Origin of the sequence: Leptospira montravelensis (assembly GCF_004770045.1) — a bacterium.
Classification (GTDB): Bacteria; Spirochaetota; Leptospiria; order Leptospirales; family Leptospiraceae; genus Leptospira_A; species Leptospira_A montravelensis.
Genome location: NZ_RQFO01000004.1, coordinates 14018 through 37546, shown reverse-complemented (window position 1 = coordinate 37546; position 23529 = coordinate 14018). Strand labels below are relative to the sequence as shown.

The window sequence follows — 23529 nt, the reverse complement described above, 5'->3', positions numbered from 1 at the left end:
CTAATGGATATGAAGGCAAAAGGAAAACCAAAACAGATCTCCCAAATCAAAGCGGCTTCTAGAATCATTTTTTCTATGAAACCAACCAAAGTAAAACCATCAAAAAAACTCTATTCTCGAAAGAAAAAAGAAGATCATTCGGGAATAGAGTTTCTACTTTCACTTTTTTTCTAAGCGACTCACCTACCTCTCCATCTCACTCCAAGGATCTCTTCCAAGTTCCTCTTCTTTTCCTAAGTCCACAAACATCAACCTTTCTAACTCTGCGTTTCTCTGTTTAGCATGACTCATATATTGCACTCTGTCAGCCCTCAGTGCAAAAAGTTCGTGGAAGGTATCATCATCATGTTTTAAAAAAAGATTTTTTGCTTTTTCAGCAGTATGTGCCCTAGTTCCTAAAATTTTTAATACATCCTTTCCCATTTGGACTGCGGTTTCCCTAGTCTCTCGATAAATGTATGTCACTCCCATTTCCTTTAAATTATAGGCATCTTCCCTATCGCCAGCTCTTGCCACAATTTTGATTTGTGGATAATGTTGGCTTACGTTTCGAATGAGTTCTGTTTGTTTTTCAGGATTGTCCAAAGCGGCCACTAACACCTTAACATGTTCCAATCCTGCTGACTCTAATAACTCCAAACGAGTGGGATCACCAAAATACACTTTAAATCCAAAACGACCCAACATCTCTACACGGTCTGCATCAAAATCTAAAATGGTAATAGCGATTCCGTTGGAACGTAGGAACCTACCTAACATATTACCGAACCTACCAAATCCACAAATGATCACAGGGTTTTCTTGTTTATGAATATTTTGGTCGGAATGTATTTTGGGAATTTTCGATTCTAAGAGTCCAAAAAAAGTTTTTTCATATAACAAAAGAAGTACGGGAGTAATTGCCATACTTACTGCCACACAAGCCACTAAAATGATAATCGATTCTTCCCTAAAAAGTCCCAAACCTTCCGAATATCCAAACAAAACAAATGAGAACTCCCCCACCTGAGAAAGTGCTAAGGAAAAATATAGGTTTTGATCTAGAGGAAGCCGAAATGTTAATCCGAGTAAAAATAGAACCAATGCTTTGATAAAAATGATACCAAACACAATTCCTAAAATTTTGCTTGGACTATTTATGACCACTGGAATGTCCATCGAAGCACCAACACTAAGGAAAAACAAACCGAGCAAAAGTCCCTTAAACGGTTCAATATTACTTTCTAATTCATGGCGGTATTCACTACTGGCAAGGACCACTCCTCCTAAAAAGGTTCCGAGTGCTGCCGACACCCCCACAGCCCCCATTAACACCGATATGGCGATTACAAGTAACAAACTTGCCCCTGTAAAGATTTCTCGATTTCCCGACTTGGCAAGTAATCTAAAAAATGGGCTGAGTAAATATCTTCCGACTAAAATAATTCCGACCACAACAGACAAAACTACCAAAGTTTTTGCATAACCAGGTAAATGTTCAATCAGAGAATGTCCCTGCGAAGATGTGGTTACTTCAGCATCGCTTAACATAGGAAATATGGCGAGTATCGGAATGACTGCCATATCTTGGAACAAAAGTACAGAAAAAGCTGCCTGCCCAGAAACCGATTTCATAAGTCCCTTTTCTTTCAATGTTTGTAATACAATGGCTGTAGAAGATAAAGAAAGAATTAGTCCGAGTGCCAACGATGGTTTCCAGTGAAACCCAAATCCAAAAGCAAAACCTGCGGTAATCGCTGTAGTTAGGATGATTTGTAACCCACCGAGACCAAGTAACCAAAACTTTAACCGCCAAAGTAGATCCAACTCAAGTTCTAAACCAATTGCAAATAACATCATCACTACGCCGAATTCGGCAAAGTGCAACATATCCTTTCCTTCGGTTCCAACAAATCCAAAAACAAAAGGACCTATGACAATTCCTGCAATCAAATAACCAAGAACTGACCCAAGACCTAATCGATTTGCAATAGGAACGATAATGATTGCACTTGTGAGATAAATTAAAGCTTGAACAAAAAAACCGAGCTCATTCATAATTACTACCTAACAAATGATTAATAAACAAAGAATATCGGCTAGATTCTTTTTGCAGATCTTCTTCGTTTAATTGAAACGTTCCCTGAACCAAAAAAGGATTTAAATAATCCATACCGCAAAGTTCTGCTGTTCTGCGAAACGGTAATAAAAATTCCTCGGTAGAATAGCCATGAAAACCACCTTTAGAGTAAGCATCCTTGGAACCTCCTGTAGTGATGACTTGGATCCATTTTTTCCCCAATAGTTTGTTTCCACCCGGACCATAGGCCCAACCGTCCTCTAAAACCATATCAATCCACAATTTCATAAGCGGAGGACAACTATACCAATACAGTGGATGTTGGAATATAATGATTTGGTGGTTGGATAATAATTCCTGTTCAGCTTTTACATTGATAAAAAAATTAGGATATTCTTCATATAAATCACGTAAGGTGATGTTTTCAGATAGAGGAAGAGAATCCAAGAGCATTTGGTTGGCTTTCGACTTTTCAAGTACAGGGTGGACTAACAAAATCAAAATTTTAGGCATACGAGACAAATTCACAAAATCCGTAGAGAGGAAAACCTTTTAAAAAAAGTTTTCCATTGACCAACGAGGTAAATTTCTTTCAAATTTCCGTAGTGATGGTTTTAACATTATTTTTTTCAACTTTCCTTTCAGAAGACCTGACCTGTATTGGCGCCGGACTTCTAGCCAGGGAAGGAAAAATACAACTTTCCTTGGCCATTTTGGTGACAGGTCTTGGAATTTTTGTTGGAGACTGCTTATTGTATTTAATAGGAAATCTTGTTAGGCGAGGATTTCATCATTCCAATTTTTTTAAAAGTACGGTCTTAAACTGGGAGTCCAAAGATATATTTACGGACTGGCGCCATCATTTCCGGAAATCAATTTTTCTTTCCAGGTTTTTACCTGGGACTCGATTACCACTTTATCTTAGTAGTGGTTTTTTTGGCCTTCCCTTCTTTCCTTTTTTATACACTAGCCTATTTGCAGTCTCACTATGGACAACGATCTTAGTTTGTATCGTTTTTATTTATGGAAATTTAGTAAGCGTATACTGGAAAACAAACAATACAATCCTCTTAATTCTGACAGTAGGTCTTAGTTTTTATCTTCTTTATCAAATCCTTCGATTGGTTATTTTCGAGAAGGAAAGAAAGAATTTTATATTTTATACATCCAAAATATCTCAACTGGAATTTTGGCCGGCTTCCTTATTTTATCTGCCTCTTGTGCCCTATCTACTTTTTTTAATTTTACGTTATAGAGGGATTCGTTATATCACAACTGTCAACCCAGGGATTTTAGCTTCAGGAATTGCCGGGGAATCCAAGGCGGAGATTCTAAATTTAATTCCGAAAGAATCTGTATCACGTTTTTTACTAGTTCCCAAGGAAAACGAAAATTCGATTTCTCAAATCAAAAATTGGATGTTGGAAAATGAAATAGAATTTCCCATAATCGCCAAACCAGACAAAGGCGAACGTGGATTTTTAATTAAAAAAATAAATTCCTTAGAAGAATCTTTTTTACTTCTCAAAACATATCCCCTCGACTGGCTTTTTCAAGAATATGAAACAGGGCCGTATGAAGTGGGGATTTTTTATTATCGTTTTCCAAAAAACAAAAAGGGTAATATCTTTTCTATCACAGATAAAATTTTTCCAAAAATTATAGGTGATGGTTTTTCGGATTTAAAAACCTTAATTTCGAACCATCCAAGATATCGATTCCAAAAATTAGTACATATAAACCACAACAAACACCAACACAATAGAATTTTATCTTTAGGCGAATCTATTTCCATTGGGTCTATAGGAAATCATATACAAGGTTGTATGTTTCAAGACGGAAACCATTGGAGGTCAAGTCAGTTAGAAAAAATAATCCTACAAATTGGCGATTCGATTCCAGGATTTTATTTTGGAAGGTTTGACATTCGGTTTTCCGATCCAGAAAAATTCAAAGAAGGAAAAGATTTTAAAATCATTGAACTCAATGGTGCCACCAGTGAATCAACCAATCTTTATGATCCGAAATTTTCAATTTTTAAAAGTTATTCAATTTTATTTGGTCAATGGAAAATTCTTTTCCAAATCGGATATGAAAACTATAAAACAGGTGTAAGCTTATATCCCTACAATAAACTTTATCAATTGATAAAAAATCACAAAAAGTATAAGGAAAAATACTTAGACTAAGATTCACAAACTTGTTAGAGTTTGAGAATCTTAAACATTTTTTCCGCTTCCGACAAAAAACTAATCTAAATACTCTTTTAGATAAGGTACTTTTTTTCTCTCTACATAAAAAAGATAACAAGAAAGTAAAAATACAACGATAGCCAAAAAAAAGAGCAATCCGCCATCATCTTGTACAACAATTCCTAAAAATACAAAATGTGATAAAATGGCACCTAACATTAAATTTAAACTTAAAAGAGAACCAAACCATACAAAAGAAGGGTTGAGTAAAAACAAAACACAAAATGATTCCAAAACCGCAAGCCCATATCTTCCCCAAGGTTCCATACCTAAAGTGGAAAAAATAAACTTAGATTCATTGGAACCAGAAAATTTAAAAAACAAAGTTTGTGCAATGATGACAGCCGCCACAAATCGGGCGAGATGAAACAAAATGGATTGAATGTTTGGTAATTTCATTTAGAACCTTCGGCTAATAAAATTGATTTGATTTCTGCAAAACTAGTCCAGGGTATAAAATGGTTTTCGCCCTTTAGGATTTGAAACCTATGTTTTATATTTAGTTTCCTTTTCGTAAAGTAATATACATTTTCCAAAGGAACTAATTGGTCATTTTCTCCATGCACCGATAATAAATCCAAATTGCATTTTCCTAATTTCGTTGTTAGTTGTTCTAAATCAAATTTTAATGTAAACATTTCTTCATTACTGAAAATCCAGGACTTGGGAAGGAACCATTGGAAAATTTGGATATTTGCTAAATGGTTATACCAATGTAGTTCTTCTAAATCTGGGTCAGATGGACTCGAAAGTAAAATAGTTTGTATCTTCCTAGGAAAGGTTGGAATCTTTGCCATAGACATTACAATTGCAATTGGCCCCCCATAAGAGTGACCAACAAAGATCGCTTTTTCAAAAGTATAACTTTCTTTGTTTATATAGGTTTCAATGATCTGTGCCAATGCATTCCCTTGTTTGAAAATACTAGGTAAAGATTCTTTGTTTGCAGATTCACCATAACCGAATCGATCAGGAACAAAAATGCAAAACTTGTCCTGAAGTTCCTTATTTTTCAGATACGTTTTAAAATCCGAGGAGGAACCTGGAGAGCCATGCACCAAAACTAAAAGTATTTTTTTCGCCTTACAATCATTTGATAAAAAATGAATATGAAATTGCTGCCAAGGTAAATTGGCACTTTGAATGGGTTCTTCCCCTTCTATGGAATCATTAGAACAAAAAATTAATGTCAAAAAAGGTAGTAGAAACAATACAAATCTTAGACATTTCTTTTGTTTATGGTACATCCTCATACTTCACTACTTGTAAATAAAGCGCCCGATTCATATAAACGTCTAAAAAGTACGTTTGGCATTTTAGAATTGATTGGATCTGCATATTCAGGTAAAAACCCTTTTACTAAATACATTTCAATATCTGCTTTATTTTTAATAGATACAAATCCTCTTGGTTCACATTCAAAGTAAAACTTTACCTCTTCAAACACTTGGGAAGAAATATTCACCTCGCCCGTTACACCTGAACTCTCTAATCGACTTGCGGTATTGACTGTATCTCCCCAGACATCATAAGCAAATTTATCTGTTCCAACAACTCCTGCGACCAGTGGACCACTGTGAATTCCCAAACGAATCTCCCAAAATTCACGTCCGCGCAAAGAATGAATTTCTTTTTGTTCTGCCATATACTGTTGAAACATTAATCCACATAACACTGCATCAACGGAATTAGTTTGGTTTTCTTCAGGTACTCCACCAACCGCCATATAGGCATCGCCAATGGTTTTAATTTTTTCTAACCTATATTCTTTGCATATACGATCAAATTCACGAAAAATAGTATCTAATTCGCCTACTAATTCTTCCGCATTCATTTTCTCAGCAATTTTTGTAAAACCTGCCATATCACAAAACAATACAGATGTAAGTTCGTACCTTTTAGGTATAACACGAGCTTCTCTTTTTAATTCTTCAGCGATGGTTTCAGGTAAAATATTTAAAAGTAATGTTTCTGATTTTTTCCGTTCTATATTCAAATTTCGACTTAATATAAAAATCAAAATACCTGTCAAAATTTGAACGAATAAATAATTACCACCTGCATCGAGGTAACGGTCCATTTCACTTGCATAACCAACAACCCAATCTTTATGAAAGTATTCTGTCAAATAAAGTGATGCAGATACTCCAATGTATATCGAATAAACCAACCAAATATTGTGATTACGGATGAGGATCAAAGCGATTACAAGAGATGGAATCAAATAATAATGATTTCCTCCTACCGAACCACCATTAAAAAACCACATGGATGCAAGATAAAAAAGAATTGTTAAATTGAAGGGCCAATACAATGAAAAATAGATACTTTTGAATCGGCTTAGGTAGTACATGGCAAGCATAAGGAGTCCAGAACCAACATTTAATGAGATGAGTATCTGGTAGTTTTCTAGATAAAGGACACCAAATACACCTAGTAAGTTCAATAATCCGTTAGTTAGCGAAACTGTATTAAACAACCGGTGTTCGAGAGAATGTTTTTTCGGATCTCCGAGAAAGAGGTATATCCATTTCATTGTAATTGGTAAGTATCCCCTTGGAAACTTATCGGATTCAACCATTTTTCTGCCTAGGAAAGGGGCCGAATTGAGTCCCAGAGGAATTACAAATGAAAAGGAAAAACCAATTCGAATAGTCATTTGGCTTTTCATAAAACTTTGATCATTAATTCACAACAGAACAAGTGTTTGTCTTACAAAAAACAAAGGTTCCGTGCATTTGGTTGATTTGTATCCCAGATGCCATTCGAAATTTGAAGGAAAAAAAATAGATCCTCTTGTTGATAAACCTATCGGTAATCCTTCAAGTCAATTACCTAAATACGATGCCTATTTGGAAAATTCGAAACGAATCATCGTAAAACTCCGCCTTGCTTCCCGGTTTTTTAAAACTAAAGAATAAGGAGGGAAAGGTTTTACAATTTCAAAGAAATGATATCCTCAAAGTAACCTATAGGGACCTGGACGAAAAAGAAGTTAATAAAATTGTCGATGTCGCAAACCAAAAACAAGAATCCTCGGCAAATGTAAGTGATGAATTAAACGATGAATTAATCACCTGATTGATAGAACAAAATAAACAAATCATAACTCTTTCAAACGAAGAGATCAGTTGTTGATGAAAAACCAAAAGGAAGTTTGCTCGACCAAGGAACTCTAGAAGGATTTTTTATCGCCAGTGCCTTATTTAAAATAATAAGAAGAGGTCCAACTAGAAATTGGACTAGTTTTTCTACTCCATTTGTAAGTACCAATTCAACTGATTCAATATCACTTGATCGAAGAAACCAAACAACCTATGTTCTCTTTGTTAATACGATAAATAATACTTCGATTGTATACTCAAGCACTGACGGAACCAATTTTTCAAAGTTAGGTGCTAGTGTAAATACCTCTAACACCAACGTTTTTTTCCGTGTTTAGCACAAGAATACAATTGTCTAACAACTATTCCGGCGATTCTGGTGCTACTTGGACTCCGAATACACTAGTCGATGGATATAGAGCCGTCTTAGTAGGAAAACGATTGTTTTTTTATGGAACATCCAATTATGGATCACAAAACGTATATACTGACTTAGAATAAAATAAATCGCAAAAAGGGAAATGATCTTACATTGGCAAACTTATGCCTTTTCAGATAGGAAGATCTCTCCTACTCGTTATTCTGAAAGGAGAGATCTTTTTCATTTAATTAGAATCCGATCGGATTCACTTCATCTAATTTACATTCATTTCCTTGTAAGGCAGCAATGCCGCTACTATCAACTCCTGAAGAAATAATAGACAAAGGTTTATTACAATAGGAAACTTCTCTCACATTGCCAAAAGAGGCACTTAACGACGCTGTTTGCAGAAGAGAAATATTGGTTAAACCTTCTTTACATTTTTCTAATGAATCCTTTGTATAATATTTATCATCCTCAATACCTGAAACTGATTTTAAGATTTCAGGTGCAAGTGCTAAAGACAAAAATGAATTAGTACTAGATGAAGAAGTACTTGTTGCCGTCGCTGAAGGTTGGATTCTGATATAGGCAGCTGCTGTACATTTAATGGCAAGGCAATAAGTTGCCGATAGAGTGGTAGTTGTAGTTGTTAATGTCAAAGCCGCAGAAATTGCGCCTGTACAGGCACTGGCACCCGTTGTATAAGTACAAGAAGCAGTAGAACTAGTGTTTGCAGTCTGCAACACTTTAACGATATAAGCTGTGCTGGATGCAGAGGCATTCGATCGAAAATATAATGATCCACCTGCTTTGGCATCTAAATCAACATAATTATTCGCAGCCGGCAATGTAAAATTTGCAGCTGTAGAATCACTGGCAGAACCTAAATTGGCATTTGATTCGGTAGGACAAATAAAATTTGTATTTGAGCTAGAAGAACTAGTGGAACTTGCCGAGGAAAGAAGGAGAGGAAAGGATAATAATCCTAAATTACTATTCAAATCCCTAATTTGTTTTTTTGCATCTTTTCCTTTGACTCCCATTGGGGAATATATATTGGAACATCCAATAACACCAAACAATAATAGACTAATAATACTATTTTTCATTTTAAATCCTTCACATAACATGAGGTTATATAAAAAACCTATTTATTTTATGTCAAATAATTCTCGTTAGTTTTTATTCCACAAATACCTATTTATTTTACAACATTTTTCACTATTTTGTGTTTGGAAGAATTCAAAATTCGATTACTAGATTTTTATAGCAAAAATCACGACTACACTTTCGATTTTATTAAAATTGGTAATATTCCATATTTTTTACCAATTGATGCGTTATATGAACAATCTCCTCAGAGGCTGCAGATAATTCTTCTGCAGAGGCCGCATTGGCTGTACCTAACTCACCCATCTCATCAATGATTCGTTTTGTTGTTTCCACAGAGTTCTGGTATTTTTCTAAATAAGATTGGATGATATTCGAAATTTCAATACTTTCATTTGCTTCCTTTGACACATTTGTTTGATTCTCTATTTGTTGGTTCATTTCATAACCCAATGATTCAAATTCAGCAGTGATTCGTTTTGTCTCTTGAGACAATTCATTCACGGTATTAAAATTTTCCTGGAATACTTCCATACCCATACTGACTTCACTGTTATTCTCTCTGACAAGCGATTGAATTAATTTTAAACTATTACCTGTTTGAGTTGCTAATTTAGAAATCTCTTCAGAGACTACTGCAAATCCTCGACCATTTTCACCAGCACGAGCAGATTCAATAGCAGCATTTAAAGACAATAAATTGATTTTATCTGATATGGTTTGAACCACCACAACCGTTTTAGTGATTTCATCAGAACTAAGTCGGATTCTATCCATCTTGGACTTTAAAGATATCAAACTATCCTCTAAATAGACAAACCTTCTTTCAAATTTTTTTGTCCTATCAATAGCACTATCAGAAATTATTTTTAATTTCGATATGGCACTAGATAACTCTTTAATCTGACTCATCAACCCATCCATTGAATGGCATAAAATATTAAATTGTGAAATGGAATAAAAAAGATTTTGTGAATTGTTTGCTGTATCCTGATTCATCCATTCATACTTTTCAGATAATTTCTGAGTATTGCTAGATAAATCATTGGTAGCAATTTTTTGTTCAGACATTGACTGATTGATTTCAATTGCTAATAATTTTGTGCTTAAAATTGATTCTTTTAATTTCTCCATTACCTCGTTATAATGGGAAACAAATTCTCCAATCTCATCATTTGAATCAATATTTAATATTCCTTTAAAGTTTCCGAGTGATACTTCCTTTGAAAAATTACTAATTTCAAGTATTGTTTTTAATAGTGATTTTTTTCCAATCCAATAGGAAAATAAACCTACAAATATTCCCGCAATCACACATAACACAGTAAAAGACATTTGTAATAGCGGAGAATGAAACGAAACGTAATGGTTCTGAAGAGAATTCCCATGAGAATTCCAAAAACGAGTGATAAATATAAATAATTCCTCAAGATACTCTTTTTCAAAACTCATCTCCCTAACCAAACAATTTGACGAAAATTTATACAATTAGCTGGAAGATTGGGCAGAAGAAAAAATAACAAACTCTAATAAAAAAAGCCTCTCCGCGAAGTTTCCTTCGAGAAGAGGCAACCGTCTTAAGGCAACTCTTGCCTTACTACAACTTAAGCGTTATTCAAAAGTCGTAATACAGAATTTGGCCGAACACTGGCTTGCGCTAACATTGCCGTACCGCTTTGCACGAGAATTTGTTTCGTCGTGAGCGCTACCATTTCTTCCGCCATATCTGCGTCCCTAATCCTTGATTCGGATGCTTGCATATTTTCGTATGCACCCATGAGGCCTTTTGCAGTACTTTCAAGCCTATTTTGATAAGCTCCCATATCTGCTCTCTGCTTCATGATCTTGTTCAAGGCGAAGTCCGCTTTAGCAATCGCTTCATCAGCTTTACCAGGTGTAGAAAGAGCAATTTTATTTGCACCTTCTGACATCTTTAGAGCTTTCGAAGTCATAGTTCCAATGTAGAAACGCTCTCTTTGCTTTGCGTTTGCTCCCATGTGAAACCACATCGATGCCTTTGTTGACTTGCGAGCGAAGTCTCCTTCAAACAGTTTCATTTTATTGAACTCTGCTTGCGAAGCAATTCGATCGATCTCATCCACCAGCGCAGATACTTCTACCTGCACGAGCTGCCTGTCCTCCGGTGTGTAGATTCCGTTCGAAGTCTGGATCGCTAGGGTCCGGATTCGTTGGACGATTTCCGCCGACTGGTCAAGGTAACCCTCTGCAGTCTGGATGAAACTCAGTCCATCTTCCGTATTCCTTTCGGCCTGACGTAAACCACGAATTTGTGTTCGTAGTTTTTCCGAAACAGCAAGACCAGAAGCATCATCACCGGCAAGGTTAATCCTTTGCCCGGTGGAGAGGTTCCTCATAGTCTTATCTACATCCCATTGTGTAAACTTGAGAGCACGATGTGATTGGATCGCACTCATGTTGTGATTGATAATCATTGGCCTACACTCCTTTGTGTATTACCAAGAACGATATGTATTGCGTTCTTAGCCGGACAATCCCTGTCCGGTGTCAAGGATGAGCTTTCATTTTGCCACCTGGCAGGGGAAAGCCGGCTGATTATCTAATTACAACTCTTCAGTTACACTAACCACTCACTACGCTAACTAATGTTAACGGAGGAGAGAAAGAACTCCTTGTGGACGAACATTCGCCTGAGCTAACATAGCAGTTCCAGATTGAACTAAAATCTGGTTCTTTGTGAAAGCCACAGTTTCTTCTGCCATATCCGCATCACGGATCCTAGACTCGGAGGCTTGGGTATTCTCATAAGCGTTCATGAGCCCTTTTGCAGCATGCTCAAGACGATTAAAGTAAGCACCTAAGTTTGCTCTTTGTTTGCTAATGCGATTTAACGCAGCATCCAAAGTTCCGATCGCATCGTTTGACTTGTCAGCTGTTGACAAAGACAAGAGATCTCCACTTTGACCTTTAAGATTAAGTGCACGTGCAGTCATTGTAGCAATGAACACTCTTTCTCTTTGGTGCATGTTCGGTCCAATATGGAACCACATGGAAGTTGCTCTAGATCCACGAGCAAAATCACCTTGAAGCAAATTCATTTTATTGAATTCAGCTTGTGAAGCGATTCTGTCCACTTCGTCAATAAGTTGTGAAACTTCGACTTGGATCATTTGTCTGTCTTCGTCAGTATAAATACCGTTAGACGACTGAATTGCAAGAGTTCGAATTCTTTGAATGATATCATTCGATTCTTGCAAATAACCTTCCGTAGTTTGGATAAGGCTCATACCGTCTTCGGTATTTCTTTCTGCTTGTCTAAGACCATTCACTTGCGTTCTCATTTTTTCCGAAACGGCAAGGCCTGATGCATCATCACCTGCACGGTTGATTCGCATACCAGAGGATAGTTTCTCCATATTCTTGGAGACTTCCTCGTTTTGGAACTTGAGGACGCGATGTGAGTTGATCGCGGCTAAATTGTGGTTTATGATCATTGGTTTCCTCCTTGAAACTTGATCTGGCAAAAGAGAGAATCCCTTCTCTCTTTGGTTTTTTTGTGTCTGGCTTTCAGGCCCCTATGGTGCCTAAAATCTCTATTTGTTCCCTTTGTACGTCGGTGATTGGATAGAAGAAATTAATTTGAAGATTTGGAGGTGTTTTTGGATTTTTTGGAGTTTTTTTGCTATTTTTGGAAAGTTTTTAGTGACTTTAGCGTTTTATTTTTTTTAAAAAAAAGTTCTAAATTCCCCCATACGATGATCGGCAAATCCCTATTTTCCATAAGCAAAATTTGGAAAATAGGGAAAAGTATAGGAATTCCCCTGGTTTTTGCCAGGAGAAGGTGGAAACCTAGGAAACTAATGTGTGCCCCGTAATTAGGGGCGAATGGCGAGTGGAGATATCAAATCCCAGTGGTAAACGGGATTTCCTTCTCCAGAAAATTTATGTTCGATTGTTTTTAGGTCTTTAAAGTTCTCAAATAGACTTGCATTTAACGCACGTATGGTGGATTCCATTGCAAGAGACCTACGTTTTTGAATGACTTCTTCTGGTTCTTTGGGTCCAGTTTCTGTACCACCTGTATAATAAGTAATGGTATCCACAGGAGTATTTGTATTCTCTTCATCTGTGTCGGCTTCATCAGACTTTGTACGGGGAAGTCTATATTTTTCCATTACATCTTGTAAAATTTGTACATTCCAATCAATCACAAGTTTGTTTCCTTTTTCCACAAACCAGGTTTGTTTCAAAGCAAATCGAATGTCCAAAAGTTTTTTAGGAGAAAAAAGTTTGCCATCTTTTGCCAATGCTTCCACAGAATCAAAGTAAGGTGGTGAACCAACTTCTCCTACGATTTGATAAATAAAATCCCCTGTTTCTTCTCTTTTTAAAACCTTTCTGTGGATAGGGATTTGTTCCCCTTCTCCATTGGAAATATAAATCACAATGGGTTCTCTATGGTCGAGTGAGGGATAGGAATAAAGTTGGAAAGGAACAAGCAACCGAAATGGGTTTTGTTCTGCTAAAATAAAAAAACTAAAGAAAATAAGGAGAGAAAACCAAGAAGCAAACAAAAAGATAAAATCGCGAGTGAGTTTGGTTTCTCCCGTTCCGATTTTATAAAATCGAGTGACGAGTATTTTGATGATTTCGCTTAGCGAACGAAGATATTCCTTAATCTTTTGAAGATGCGTATTCATGAATTCCTTTGATGACACTCCGGGCAATTTTCTTTTGGTAGGTTTTATCCCGTAGTTTCCTACTTTCTTCTGGGTTTGTCAGATACCCCATTTCCACAAGTACCGCAGGCATAAGGCTTCCTCGCAAGACGGAAAAATCTGCCTTTTTCACTCCTCGAGAGGGAATCTCGGGGCTTAGGGCCTTTTCATACTGTTCTGCCACAGCCGCCGCCAATTTCTTTGATCGCCTTTGGGTGACACTGGACAACATCTGTGATTGGATTTGGGAGACAACAGGGTTCTTATGTTTTCCCACATACCGATTTTCCAAAAGGGCTGTTTCACGGGCCGCCTCTGTACTTGGGCTTTGCGAAAGGTAATACACTTCAAAACCGGCTGCCTTATCCGACAGGGAGGCATTACAATGGAAACTAATAAAGACTACATCCCTTGTATCTTGCAAAACTTGGTTGGCTAGTTTCGAACGATCTTCAAGTTCCACAAAACTATCATTTTTACGAACCATCTGCACGCGAATTTCCGGGTAGTATTTTCGTAAGTATAAATAAGTATAACGGGCCACACCAAGACTCACATCCTTTTCAAAGAATCCACTAGGATCGGAAGTGCCTGGGTCCTTTCCTCCGTGACCGGCATCAATCACAATGGCTTTTACATTCAAATTTCGTTTGGGGACCGGTTCTTTGGGGATAAGGACCCAAAGTTCTGTTTCTTTGAATTGATAACGAACATCATAGGAGATTAGGTTTAGTAAAACTGCTTCCACAAGATCCAAAGGAAGATACACATCTTCTTCCTTTTTCAAAATGGCTTTGGGGATTTTGAAAATTTTTCCATCCAGAGTATAAAAACTGGACCCTAGTCGAAATTGAAGATTCCCTTGGGGAGTGTAAATGGAACCAACTCTTGTGAATTTTTTTAATTTGGTAGATAGTTCTGGCAAAATCGATTTTAAATCCGAAAATGCCACGTAGTTCCCTCTCCCGTAGAGCGGAAGTTTGGCGACCTCAGCTCCGAGGAAATTCGGGAAAATACAAAAACAAAAGAGAACTAATCTTTTTTGAAGATAGAAAGAATTCGCTGCCAAATCGATTGTTTCTGTTTTTTGGATTTTTTTACTTCGTTGATATCGAAAAGATTCCGTCTTGGATCATTTTTTTTATGAACATTCCCTGACTGGTTTTTCTTATGTTGGCCTTTGCCCTTTCCATCTTTGGAATGTGACCCATGTTTGAATTCATGGTGGGTCATTTTGGCCGGTTGTTTATGATCACCTTCTCCCTCATGAGTGTGCGGGTGCGCCATCTTAGCGGCAGGATGGTGTTTTTCCCCTTTTCCTTTCCCACGTCCACGGTCTCCCGAACGGTTTTGGTTTCTGTCACCTGACCTGTGTTCGCCGCCTCTCTGCTCTCCTCCATGTCTTGGTTTTCCACCTCGACCTCCACGTTCTCCTCTTTCCCGGTCTTGGTATTTTTTTTCACCAGGAATGGATTCATCGGCAAATACAGGAGTGAACTCTCCCTTAGGAAATTCCAAATACTCTTCTCGGATTTCTCCCATAGGGATTTTGGAATTTAGGTAACGTTCAATTCGTTCGAGTTCGGTATAATCGGTTTCAGAACAAAATCCAATCGACATTCCCTTTCTTCCCGCACGAGCAGTACGTCCAATGCGGTGCACATAGTTTTCTGCATCTTGTGGTAGGTCATAATTATAAACCACATCGATGTTTTCGATATCGATTCCACGAGAAGCGACATCAGTGGCAATCAAGTATTTGTATTTTCCTGCTTTGAAATCACGTAACAAACGAATCCGTTTTTTTTGATCGAGCTCGGAAGAAAGTCCTGTTGCCGTAATTCCAAACTTTCGAAGAACAGATACAATCTTCGGGATATTCATTTTGTAGTTAGTAAAAATGATTCCCAGGCCTTCGATCTCATTATGCAAAAGTGAATTCACAAGGTAAGGAAGTTTTTCTTCCCTTCCTAAATGGAGTAAGTTTTGGTCGATTCGTTCGGTGATTACTTTTTCTGGATTGATATGGACTTCAATCGGATCGTTTAAGTATTTACTCGCAAGTCGAACCACTTCGTAACTGAGAGTAGCACTAAAAAGAAGAGACTGTTTTCTATTTTTACATTTGTGAAAGATGTATTTGAGATCTTGGACAAATCCCATATCGAACATTCTGTCCGCTTCATCCAAAATCACTACTTTGATATTTTCCAAAGAGAGGCCGTGGTTTTTGACAAAGTCTATGAGTCTTCCGGGAGTTGCCACAATGAGACAAGCCTTATTTCCTAACGCCTGTTCTTGGGACTTATAATCGGTTCCCCCAATGATCGTAGCCACACCGAGGTCAGTGAACTCTAAAAGTTTTTTTGCTTCTTCAGCAATTTGGATGGTGAGTTCTCTTGTGGGTGCAAGGACAAGGGCATAAGGGAGAGCCTCCTCTTCTTCGGCAGATAAAAGCCTATGGAGAGTGGGAAGTAAAAAAGCCATAGTCTTTCCAGTACCTGTTTGTGCAAGGCCCGTGAGATCGTTTCCTTCCATCGCGAACGGAATGGACTTGGCTTGGATGGGGGTGAGTTCTGTGTAGCCGATTTTATCTAGTGCTTTTACAAGAGACTCGTGAAAGGGTAATTCGTTAAATTTCATAATGGATTTCAGTGTTTTAATTTTCTGGCGATTAGTTCGATGGTATCACCATAGGCAAATTGGTTTGCATAGAGGCGATACAGCCATTCGGGGAGTTTGCCTCTAGGCCCTAAATCCCGGTAGGAGTGATACGACATAGGTCTTACATAGTTCACCTCAAAGCCAAGGATTGACAAGAGTTTTTTCAATGAGTGAACAGAGTAGTCAAAAAAGTGGTCAGACGGATGGGTTAAAAACCATTCCTTGGGATTGGTTTGGAAACTGGGGCCAAAACTAGAAGGAACCGCGAGATACAAATGCCCACCAGGCCGAATCCAATCCCCTAGTCGTTTCCAAAGCCCTTCTATATCTTCAATATGTTCAATGACAAAAAAGGCGGCAATGACATCAAAAGAATGTTTCCATAAATGACTTTCCACTGACAAAACAGAAGTTTGGTCTACGGCAAGGCCCAGTGTGGATTTAGAATATTCCACTTCCTTTGGAGAAAGTTCAAGGCCCCGCGTTTCGTAACCGGCACTCCTTGCTTCATCCAAAAAAAATCCGGCCGCCGATCCAATTTCCAAAAGGGATTTTCCCATCGGACTAACCCCCACCGATTCCAAATTGTGGAGCCTACGTTTTGCCATACCTAGTAAGTTTGGTTCATCTTCGTAATAGGATTTTTTGTATTGGGACTTATACTCTTCCATAAAGTAACTGTCCCCATACTCTCTATGTTTAGCAGGAAGATACCGAAGAACACCTGTATGTTGGCATTCTTCATAATACTCTGGAAATTTTTTATGTGGGATAAATTCGAATAAACTCAAAAATACGTTCTCTTTTTGGATTCGAGGGATTTTTCATACTGAGCCCTAGCCGCCCTTTTGTTTTCATAGGCTTCGGTAAGGCTTGGGTTTAGATCAATGGCTGTTTGGAAACTAGAAAGTGCTCTTTTAAATTCCCCATTTTTAAAATAACATACTCCCAAATAATTATGGGCTTTGGAAGAAATGGTAGGTGTGACATCGGAGCGCGTAATGACAATGAGTTCCTCAATCGCCTTTTCCCGGTCCACAAGAGAACCTGAATCAATGAGAATTTTGGAAAGAACAAGCCTTGATTCCATATCTTCGGGATCGATATGAGTCGCACGAAATGCTTCCTCTTTGGCTTTTTTTGATAACCCAGAGTTTCCGCTATTTGCATAACTTAAAGCCAGTTTTCTATGAGCCAATTTGATTTCTTTAGGATCTTTAGAATTTTCTAAAACATACACGAGCATCTTTTCTGCGGCTGGATAGTTTTTGGTTTGGATGTACACATCTGCCAGTTTTAATCGGGCTTCATAAAGTTCTGGTTTCCAAGCAATGGCCTCTTCGTATTCAGCGATGGCTTCTGAATAAAAACGGTTTTCTAAATAATAATCGGCGATCGCAAGTCGTGACTGTGTATGGTTTGGATCAAGGGCTTGTGACTTACGAAGGGACTCAATGGCCATCGTAGGTTTTCCGGCATGTAAATAGGCAAGGCCCAAATTGTAATAGGCAGATTGGTTTTTGGGATTTAAGGACAGTGCCCCTTCAAAAGCAGTAATACTTTCGGAGTACCGTTCCATCTCATCTAAAATGATTCCAAGGTTTACATAAGCGGTTTCCGAATACGTATCTCCAGGCGTGAGGCGAATGATCCTACGAAACAAACTTTCGGCTTCTACTAGTTCCCCTTTTTTATAATAGAGCTCAGACAAAGCAAAAAGAGAATCCACGTCACTTGGTTTCAGTAACAATGCTTTTTTTAAGGCAGTGATGGCCATATTGGTTTGGCCCATGGATAAAAAGGCATCTGCAATGTAACGATACACTTCTGGTTCGTTGGCATTGGAATCGAGGGCTTTCTGAAAGTATTTGGCCGCTTCTTCTGGCACTTTCTTTTTTAAATACACCAAACCTAAGTTATAGTAAGACTTCGCGTCGTTTGTTTTCAAACGAATCACTTCTCTGAAATAAAACTCAGCCCTATCATAATCTTCTCTTTGGTAAAAGATAGTTCCAAGATGGCCATAAGACAAAACGGCTGTTTGGGAATTGGGTGCTGTTTGTACTACCTTTTGGAATTCGGAAATGGCTTCTGCGATATTTCCTTGTTTTAAATAACTAATGGCTAAGTTGTAAGTAAGGGTAACATCTGCCGGGGCCAAAGACTGCCCTTCTTTGTAGGCTTCGATGGCACTGGCCGGATCTCCAATCTCTTGGAATAAATTTCCTTGGAGGAGTGCCACTCGGTAATCGTTCGGGGCAATTTCTTTGGCTCTTTCTGCGGCCCGTCTTGCTTCTTCAAATTTTCCCGCATGTTTGAATGCGAGAGATAAATTATAAAATGCAAAATAGTTTTTGGAATCGTATTGGATGGCTTTTTCCAATCGTTCAATGGCATTGATATAACGACCGGCTTCATCATACATCACCCCAAGAACGGTAAGAGCGATGGATTTGTCTTCGTCACTGCCTGGTGAATTTAAAAATTCCTCACAAACATTTCCCACTCGGTTCACATAACGGTTGTGATAGGCATTGAGACAGGCCGCGAGTTTCGGATTTACGGAATCATCAGGAAGGTAAGGTTTATCCACAAGAAGGTTCAGTGCCTTTTTGTCTGTGGGAAGGTTCTTTAAGGCTTTTGCGATCTCTTCTGGGTTTTGTTTTTTTTGTAAATACCACCAGTAACCGGCGGTTAAAAATCCAAGGACAAGGATCACAAGAAAAGACCAAAATAGAAAAGATAAAACAGGACGACGAGCCGTGGTTTCTGATTCGTAATTGGTTTCTTTTTCACGACCCAGGTTCCGTAAGTATGGATCTTCCTGGTAATAACTTGGCTGTGAGGATTGTTCCTCTATACGAAACCGGTTTTTTTGGATGGGATCCATTCTTTCTCTTACTGGGGTTTGTTCGCTACGATCTCCTTCTTATAGAAGGCATCAAGTAATCCGTTGATGAACTGTGCCGATTCGTCTGTTTCAAATTCTTTTGTGAGTTCGACCGCTTCATTGATGACAACGGGGGCCGCAAGGAAAGGTTCCTTTTGCAAACTAAGAATTGATAAACGTAAAATACAACGGTTGACCACGGAAATACGCGAAAGTTCCCAATTCTCCGAATACTTCTTGATTAGAGTATCGATCGCTTTTCGATTTTCGACCACTCCTTTCACAAGAAAGACAGCATAATCCTTTTCTTCACGAGTGATTTTTTTGTCATACCAATCGAATTTCATGGCCCGGTCCGGGTCGGTTCCCACCAGGTCAATTTGGTAGAGGCACATTAAGGCGAGACTTCGCCCGCGGTGTCTAGAACTCATCCGATCTCTTTGAAAAGATTTGCCATTTCGATGGCTGTGGTGGCTGCCTCGTATCCTTTGTTTCCTGCTTTGGTACCGGCTCTTTCAATGGCTTGTTCAATGGATTCTGTGGTGATGACCCCAAAAATCACAGGAACTGATCCATCAGCCACTGACCCAACTTTGGCGGCTTCGCCGGAAACCAAATCATAATGAGAAGTGGCACCACGGATCACGGCCCCCAGGCATACGATGGCAGAGAATTGGTATTTTTTGGATGATAAAACTCGTTTTACGGTTTGTGGAAGTTCGAAGGCACCGGGAACATAGATGACAGTGACATCGGAATCTGCGATTCCATGTTGTCTGTATGCATCTTTGGCTCCTTTGAGTAGAGACTCGGTAATGAATTCATTGAACTTTGAAACGATGACACAATGTTTTTGTCCGTTTCCGATGCGTGTGCCTTCCAGTGTAGCTGTCATGTATCCAAAATCCTAGGAGGTGGTTATTTCGCAAGACGAATGACAAGGGTAATCTTTCCGTCTGGATTTTCTACAACCTCAAACCCATCTCGTTCCAAAGCTTTTTTGGCACGGTAGATCGCTAGATTTACCACATTGGTTTTATCATCGTTCAGTTTTTGTGGTTCTCGGTTCATAGATCCCCTCTTAAACTTAAAGGTCGGATGCCAAACCATCCAATCTTAAATGCCAATGACTTTACAAGGTAGAATTGTTTTCCTCTTATGTCATATAGGAAGAAAATGAAGAAAAAGAAATCCGTAAAGAAGGTCAAAAAAAGAAAACCGGTTGTGTATACCGAGAGTGACTTTATTGTAAAACCTTCCTCTATTCCTAATATTGGAATGGGACTATTCACCAAACAAACATTATACAAGGGAGATACCGTTGGTTATTACATGGGTAAAATCATTACCGATGAACAAGCGGAATCCAACAAATACGTAGACTCAAAATATCTACTTTGGATCTGCAAAGACTGGTGGATTTATGGGGAAGGACGAGAATCCAATTACACCCGTTATATCAACCATTCCTCAAAACCGAACGCAGAACTTGTCACATCTGTCAGATGGAAAACTGCCAGGTTTAAGGTATTAAAAACAATCCCAGAAGGATCAGAAATATTTTTTGATTACGGAAAGGACTACTGGGACAATGTGGACTTCAAACCAAAGTAAGAAGCAATTTGGGGCCAAAATCCATTTGGCCCAAATCCAAATAAAAAACAAATGTGAAGATCTCCTTAGAGGAGATCGTTATTTCCAAAAGACGGTTTGGAAGAAGCTTTGTGGGCATCGGCTGCTTCTAATGCTTCTACATAACGGATCACGGAATCATCCATCCGAAACACTCCTTCGCTACTCTCTTTGTGTACCAAACGGCAAACCAAAAGATTGGCAAAAAAGATAATCATTGTAAGAACCAAGGGAAAACGAAATGCATTCGGCATAAAACCCTCCGACTTATGTTAAGCCTCTTACCCGCCCCTGCCCAGGCAAGAAATTTTTTAGAAGAATTCTAATAGAAATCTTCGATCCGGATGTCGGGAAAGGCATTGTTTTCATTTTCTGCGGCCGTAAGGATTCCTTCGTCCACAGGTCCGTTTAACATCCCTTCCAAACTAAGAAAAAGATTGGAGTGCACATTGGTACGACGCACTGCATAATCCACCATCGTACCTGTTTTCATGATAAAGGCCCAGTCGCTACTTTGTAATAATAAAAGCTCTCTGCCCATTTGTTTCAAAATCCGTTTTTGTAAATCAGTTCCCGATCCAAATTCATGGACTCTTTTGTGCATCCGTATGCTCAGCGAATGGATGAGAGGATAAATCCAGTCATTGGTAGAATTGAGCCATACCTCTCCGTATCCATTTTCTCCCCAACTTGACATTTTCATTTCTACTGATTGGACCCTAGGGATGCCACGGGCTGCCTCTAATGGGTGGGAAAGTTGAATTGTGTTTTGGTTAAAGTGAATTTTTTTAAATAAAAATTCTATAAACTGCGGGCCCTCATACCACCAGTGACCATATAACTCAGCGTCATACGGGGATACGATGACTGCTGGTTGTTTGTTTGTTTCAAATAAATATTCCGCTTGGCGGATGCGGTTTCGTAAAAAATCTTCCGCATGGTTTCCTGCCGCTTCCATCGCCCAGTCGGGATGGTAGTATCCTTTATCCTGGGTTTTCCCAGTGATTCGAAAGTATTTGATGCTGGTATTGATCCTTACTCCATTGGAATGAAGGTATGGGGAGATATCTTCCCAAGGAAGGTCATGTCCAATGTCCCTATAATATTCTCTATACCGAAAGTCTCCGGGATACCCGTCGATAGAACTCCAAACTTGTTTGCTACTTTCCGGATCCCTACCAAAAGCAAAAACACCGCGTCCCACTTCTACCGGCGCATACACTCCAAACTTAGGCCTTGGGCTTGCATGAGTGATTCCATGTGTGTCCACAAAAAAATACCGAAATCCTTCCCGGTCGAGTTCCTCTTCTAGTTTTTGTGTGTATCCACATTCGGAAAGCCAAATGCCTTTGGGATCCCTTCCCCAAATACGGCGAAAGGTCCTCCTACCATTCTTTAGTTGAGATCGAAAGATCGAACTTTCCGAATCATAAAAAGGTAGGAAGGCGTGAGTAGCAGGACTTGTCATGGCCTCAAGCTCACCTGATTCGATAAATGGAAGAAAACTTTTTGTTAAATCACCATTTGTTTCTTCAAAGATGGATTCAGTATCTAAAAAATGTTCCAAATAACGTTTGGATAAATAATTGAGATGAGGATCGTATGTTGTCCGTTTGGTTTCGTGACTTGCTAAACTTATTAGATTCTTTATGTACTTTCGAAATCCATTTTGTAAGTAGGGATCCGTTAACATTAACGAGAGGGTGGGCGTAAAAGACATGGTGATCCGAAAGGGAACTGATTCTTTTTTTAAATTCCGAAACACACGGAGGAGAGGAATATAAGTTTCAAGAATGGCCTCGTTCAACCAGTTTTCTTCGATAAAGGGAGTTTCGTATCCTGGGTGTCTAACAAAAGGTAGGTGGGCATGTAAAACAAATACCAAATGCCCTTTTACAAAATGAATCATTACAAAAGTCCTTTTCCTGATCCTGATCCATTCCCTATAGAGGAAGGCCCTTGGTTTGGATTCGATTGTCCTTCTGGGCCACCCATTTTTCTAGGGTTTACATAAAACTCGGAAGGATCTCCATCTTTAAAATAATACTCATCACTACCTGCCCACTTGGCAACAAGCCCCATCTCTATCCATTGCGGATGAATCCATTCTTTATCCAAACGAAAGGATTCGGATCCACCAGGAAAATCTTTTCCACTCGTATGAAGAGCCGAAACTTCTTTTTTCTGATAAGAAACAATGATAGAAGTTTGGATTTCTCTCACTGGAAACATAAACTTTAAATAATATGATTCTGTAAATGGAAGAAGATCAAAAAATTCAGTTCGTTCACTTCCAAATATATTTTTATATTCTACCCTCAACCGGAATTTTAAACCTTCAGTGGAAGGAGATTCTAAGTCGTTCAAAACATTCTTTAGTGTTTTCTCAGAAAATTTCCAAAAGACAAAAGCTTCTTTAGGTGTCCGAATGAGAACCCTCATAAGATCATCCCCTGGTATTTCTGGATGTTTTGTAAATTTGGAATCGTTGTAAATGAGAACAGGAGAAACAGACCGAGAAAGAGGAATTGTTTTTTTTACCGTTTTTTTAACGGCTTTCTTTTCACCAGTGATTACTGGTTTTTCTTTTGGGCTGACAACTGACTGTTTCTTTTTAGGGGCGGACTTTTTTTTGGCGCCAACTTTTTTCTCTTCATTTGCCATCCTCCAAGCTTAAAGATGAGAAACACTCACCTTCAATTCTTTTTTATTTGACGTTTGCTTTTTTTCCAAAATACAATCATTCCATACCAAATT

Annotated in this window: 24 protein-coding genes; 4 read left to right on the top strand and 20 right to left on the bottom strand. The window is 38.5% G+C overall.

From position 1 onward, the window contains the following. The first annotated feature begins 9 nt into the window (after positions 1 to 9). Positions 10 to 174 (top strand): hypothetical protein, encoded by a 165-nt coding sequence (locus EHQ31_RS18855; RefSeq protein ID WP_167882027.1) that lies wholly within the window; start codon positions 10 to 12, stop codon positions 172 to 174. 9 nt (positions 175 to 183) lie between these two features. Here the strand turns inward: EHQ31_RS18855 and EHQ31_RS00990 are convergent, their stop codons facing one another. Both EHQ31_RS00990 and EHQ31_RS00985 read right to left on the bottom strand, forming a co-directional pair. Then, a complete protein-coding gene (locus tag EHQ31_RS00990; protein ID WP_135568718.1) occupies positions 184 to 2037 on the bottom strand; it encodes a monovalent cation:proton antiporter-2 (CPA2) family protein in 1854 nt (617 codons plus the stop codon). Then, positions 2030 to 2572, bottom strand: a complete 543-nt coding sequence (locus EHQ31_RS00985; protein WP_135568716.1) for an NAD(P)H-dependent oxidoreductase — start codon at positions 2570 to 2572, stop codon at positions 2030 to 2032. Before EHQ31_RS00985 ends, EHQ31_RS00990 begins: the two co-directional genes overlap by 8 nt. A gap of 56 nt (positions 2573 to 2628) precedes the next feature. On the opposite strand from EHQ31_RS00985, the gene EHQ31_RS00980 reads away from it, so the two are divergent. Continuing rightward, positions 2629 to 4248, top strand: a complete 1620-nt coding sequence (locus EHQ31_RS00980; protein ID WP_244247227.1) for a VTT domain-containing protein — start codon at positions 2629 to 2631, stop codon at positions 4246 to 4248. Between the two features lie 60 nt (positions 4249 to 4308). Here EHQ31_RS00980 and EHQ31_RS00975 read toward each other — a convergent pair whose 3' ends face one another. The 3 genes from EHQ31_RS00975 to EHQ31_RS00965 are packed head-to-tail and all read right to left on the bottom strand — an operon-like array spanning position 4309 to position 6847. After that, a complete protein-coding gene (locus EHQ31_RS00975) occupies positions 4309 to 4710 on the bottom strand; it encodes a DoxX family protein (protein WP_135568711.1) in 402 nt (133 codons plus the stop codon). Then, entirely contained in the window at positions 4707 to 5522 is an 816-nt protein-coding gene (locus EHQ31_RS00970) for an alpha/beta fold hydrolase (RefSeq protein WP_244247226.1), read from the bottom strand. Before EHQ31_RS00970 ends, EHQ31_RS00975 begins: the two co-directional genes overlap by 4 nt. A 38-nt stretch (positions 5523 to 5560) precedes the next feature. Further along, the gene (locus EHQ31_RS00965; protein ID WP_135568706.1) at positions 5561 to 6847 is read right to left on the bottom strand and encodes an adenylate/guanylate cyclase domain-containing protein; all 1287 of its coding nucleotides are present in this window, start codon (positions 6845 to 6847) and stop codon (positions 5561 to 5563) included. A 919-nt stretch (positions 6848 to 7766) separates the two neighbouring features. Between EHQ31_RS00965 and EHQ31_RS18780 the strand changes: the two genes are divergently transcribed. Beyond that, positions 7767 to 7916, top strand: a complete 150-nt coding sequence (locus EHQ31_RS18780; RefSeq protein WP_167481618.1) for a hypothetical protein — start codon at positions 7767 to 7769, stop codon at positions 7914 to 7916. Positions 7917 to 8024: 108 nt separating this feature from the next. On the opposite strand, the gene EHQ31_RS00955 is transcribed toward EHQ31_RS18780, so the two are convergent. From EHQ31_RS00955 to EHQ31_RS18775, 12 genes are all read right to left on the bottom strand, one after another. Continuing rightward, a complete protein-coding gene (locus tag EHQ31_RS00955) occupies positions 8025 to 8888 on the bottom strand; it encodes a small lipoprotein (protein ID WP_244247225.1) in 864 nt (287 codons plus the stop codon). Between the two features lie 190 nt (positions 8889 to 9078). Next, on the bottom strand, positions 9079 to 10341 hold the full coding sequence (locus tag EHQ31_RS00950; RefSeq protein WP_135568698.1) for a methyl-accepting chemotaxis protein: 1263 nt from the start codon (positions 10339 to 10341) through the stop codon (positions 9079 to 9081). Positions 10342 to 10493: 152 nt separating this feature from the next. Then, on the bottom strand, positions 10494 to 11342 hold the full coding sequence (locus EHQ31_RS00945; protein ID WP_135568691.1) for a flagellin N-terminal helical domain-containing protein: 849 nt from the start codon (positions 11340 to 11342) through the stop codon (positions 10494 to 10496). 174 nt (positions 11343 to 11516) lie between these two features. Next, complete coding sequence (locus EHQ31_RS00940; RefSeq protein ID WP_135568688.1) at positions 11517 to 12362, bottom strand: flagellin N-terminal helical domain-containing protein; 846 nt, start codon at positions 12360 to 12362, stop codon at positions 11517 to 11519. A 381-nt stretch (positions 12363 to 12743) separates the two neighbouring features. After that, positions 12744 to 13568 (bottom strand): LIC_10740 family protein, encoded by an 825-nt coding sequence (locus EHQ31_RS00935; RefSeq protein ID WP_135568685.1) that lies wholly within the window; start codon positions 13566 to 13568, stop codon positions 12744 to 12746. Then, a complete protein-coding gene (locus EHQ31_RS00930) occupies positions 13543 to 14655 on the bottom strand; it encodes an N-acetylmuramoyl-L-alanine amidase family protein (protein WP_208652701.1) in 1113 nt (370 codons plus the stop codon). The genes EHQ31_RS00935 and EHQ31_RS00930 overlap by 26 nt, the downstream gene beginning before the upstream one ends. Beyond that, positions 14619 to 16229, bottom strand: coding sequence for a DEAD/DEAH box helicase (locus EHQ31_RS00925; RefSeq protein ID WP_135568681.1), 1611 nt, complete (start codon positions 16227 to 16229; stop codon positions 14619 to 14621). Before EHQ31_RS00925 ends, EHQ31_RS00930 begins: the two co-directional genes overlap by 37 nt. 8 nt (positions 16230 to 16237) lie before the next feature. After that, positions 16238 to 17041: a class I SAM-dependent methyltransferase gene (locus EHQ31_RS00920; RefSeq protein WP_135568679.1), complete on the bottom strand. Its 804-nt coding sequence runs from the start codon at positions 17039 to 17041 to the stop codon at positions 16238 to 16240. Next, a complete protein-coding gene (locus EHQ31_RS00915; protein WP_135568677.1) occupies positions 17038 to 19140 on the bottom strand; it encodes a tetratricopeptide repeat protein in 2103 nt (700 codons plus the stop codon). Before EHQ31_RS00915 ends, EHQ31_RS00920 begins: the two co-directional genes overlap by 4 nt. An 8-nt stretch (positions 19141 to 19148) precedes the next feature. After that, on the bottom strand, positions 19149 to 19571 hold the full coding sequence (gene nusB, locus EHQ31_RS00910) for a transcription antitermination factor NusB (RefSeq protein WP_100743287.1): 423 nt from the start codon (positions 19569 to 19571) through the stop codon (positions 19149 to 19151). Beyond that, on the bottom strand, positions 19568 to 20035 hold the full coding sequence (gene ribH, locus EHQ31_RS00905) for a 6,7-dimethyl-8-ribityllumazine synthase (protein WP_135568674.1): 468 nt from the start codon (positions 20033 to 20035) through the stop codon (positions 19568 to 19570). The genes nusB and ribH overlap by 4 nt, the downstream gene beginning before the upstream one ends. A 23-nt stretch (positions 20036 to 20058) precedes the next feature. Beyond that, positions 20059 to 20211, bottom strand: coding sequence for a hypothetical protein (locus tag EHQ31_RS18775; RefSeq protein WP_167481617.1), 153 nt, complete (start codon positions 20209 to 20211; stop codon positions 20059 to 20061). Between the two features lie 105 nt (positions 20212 to 20316). On the opposite strand from EHQ31_RS18775, the gene EHQ31_RS00900 reads away from it, so the two are divergent. Beyond that, positions 20317 to 20754: an SET domain-containing protein gene (locus EHQ31_RS00900; protein WP_135568672.1), complete on the top strand. Its 438-nt coding sequence runs from the start codon at positions 20317 to 20319 to the stop codon at positions 20752 to 20754. Between the two features lie 65 nt (positions 20755 to 20819). Here the strand turns inward: EHQ31_RS00900 and EHQ31_RS00895 are convergent, their stop codons facing one another. The 3 genes from EHQ31_RS00895 to EHQ31_RS00885 form a co-directional block, all read right to left on the bottom strand. Then, on the bottom strand, positions 20820 to 21026 hold the full coding sequence (locus EHQ31_RS00895; RefSeq protein ID WP_135568670.1) for a hypothetical protein: 207 nt from the start codon (positions 21024 to 21026) through the stop codon (positions 20820 to 20822). A gap of 68 nt (positions 21027 to 21094) precedes the next feature. After that, positions 21095 to 22681, bottom strand: coding sequence for a glycoside hydrolase family 57 protein (locus EHQ31_RS00890; RefSeq protein ID WP_135568668.1), 1587 nt, complete (start codon positions 22679 to 22681; stop codon positions 21095 to 21097). Then, positions 22681 to 23436 carry a hypothetical protein gene (locus tag EHQ31_RS00885; protein WP_135568666.1) on the bottom strand — a complete coding sequence of 252 codons (756 nt, stop codon included), beginning with the start codon at positions 23434 to 23436 and terminating at the stop codon, positions 22681 to 22683. Before EHQ31_RS00885 ends, EHQ31_RS00890 begins: the two co-directional genes overlap by 1 nt. Positions 23437 to 23529 lie beyond the last annotated feature (93 nt).

Excerpts from the sequence above, each read along its gene's own strand:
- EHQ31_RS18855 (WP_167882027.1), top strand. The coding sequence starts at position 10 with ATGAAGGCAAAAGGAAAACCAAAACAGATCTCCCAAATCAAAGCGGCT.
- EHQ31_RS00990 (WP_135568718.1), bottom strand. The coding sequence starts at position 2,037 with ATGAATGAGCTCGGTTTTTTTGTTCAAGCTTTAATTTATCTCACAAGT.
- EHQ31_RS00985 (WP_135568716.1), bottom strand. The coding sequence starts at position 2,572 with ATGCCTAAAATTTTGATTTTGTTAGTCCACCCTGTACTTGAAAAGTCG.
- EHQ31_RS00975 (WP_135568711.1), bottom strand. The coding sequence starts at position 4,710 with ATGAAATTACCAAACATTCAATCCATTTTGTTTCATCTCGCCCGATTT.
- EHQ31_RS00965 (WP_135568706.1), bottom strand. The coding sequence starts at position 6,847 with ATGAAATGGATATACCTCTTTCTCGGAGATCCGAAAAAACATTCTCTC.
- EHQ31_RS00955 (WP_244247225.1), bottom strand. The coding sequence starts at position 8,888 with ATGAAAAATAGTATTATTAGTCTATTATTGTTTGGTGTTATTGGATGT.
- EHQ31_RS00950 (WP_135568698.1), bottom strand. The coding sequence starts at position 10,341 with ATGAGTTTTGAAAAAGAGTATCTTGAGGAATTATTTATATTTATCACT.
- EHQ31_RS00945 (WP_135568691.1), bottom strand. The coding sequence starts at position 11,342 with ATGATTATCAATCACAACATGAGTGCGATCCAATCACATCGTGCTCTC.
- EHQ31_RS00940 (WP_135568688.1), bottom strand. The coding sequence starts at position 12,362 with ATGATCATAAACCACAATTTAGCCGCGATCAACTCACATCGCGTCCTC.
- EHQ31_RS00935 (WP_135568685.1), bottom strand. The coding sequence starts at position 13,568 with ATGAATACGCATCTTCAAAAGATTAAGGAATATCTTCGTTCGCTAAGC.
- EHQ31_RS00925 (WP_135568681.1), bottom strand. The coding sequence starts at position 16,229 with ATGAAATTTAACGAATTACCCTTTCACGAGTCTCTTGTAAAAGCACTA.
- EHQ31_RS00915 (WP_135568677.1), bottom strand. The coding sequence starts at position 19,140 with ATGGATCCCATCCAAAAAAACCGGTTTCGTATAGAGGAACAATCCTCA.
- nusB (WP_100743287.1), bottom strand. The coding sequence starts at position 19,571 with ATGAGTTCTAGACACCGCGGGCGAAGTCTCGCCTTAATGTGCCTCTAC.
- ribH (WP_135568674.1), bottom strand. The coding sequence starts at position 20,035 with ATGACAGCTACACTGGAAGGCACACGCATCGGAAACGGACAAAAACAT.
- EHQ31_RS18775 (WP_167481617.1), bottom strand. The coding sequence starts at position 20,211 with ATGAACCGAGAACCACAAAAACTGAACGATGATAAAACCAATGTGGTA.
- EHQ31_RS00900 (WP_135568672.1), top strand. The coding sequence starts at position 20,317 with ATGAAGAAAAAGAAATCCGTAAAGAAGGTCAAAAAAAGAAAACCGGTT.
- EHQ31_RS00895 (WP_135568670.1), bottom strand. The coding sequence starts at position 21,026 with ATGCCGAATGCATTTCGTTTTCCCTTGGTTCTTACAATGATTATCTTT.
- EHQ31_RS00890 (WP_135568668.1), bottom strand. The coding sequence starts at position 22,681 with ATGATTCATTTTGTAAAAGGGCATTTGGTATTTGTTTTACATGCCCAC.
- EHQ31_RS00885 (WP_135568666.1), bottom strand. The coding sequence starts at position 23,436 with ATGGCAAATGAAGAGAAAAAAGTTGGCGCCAAAAAAAAGTCCGCCCCT.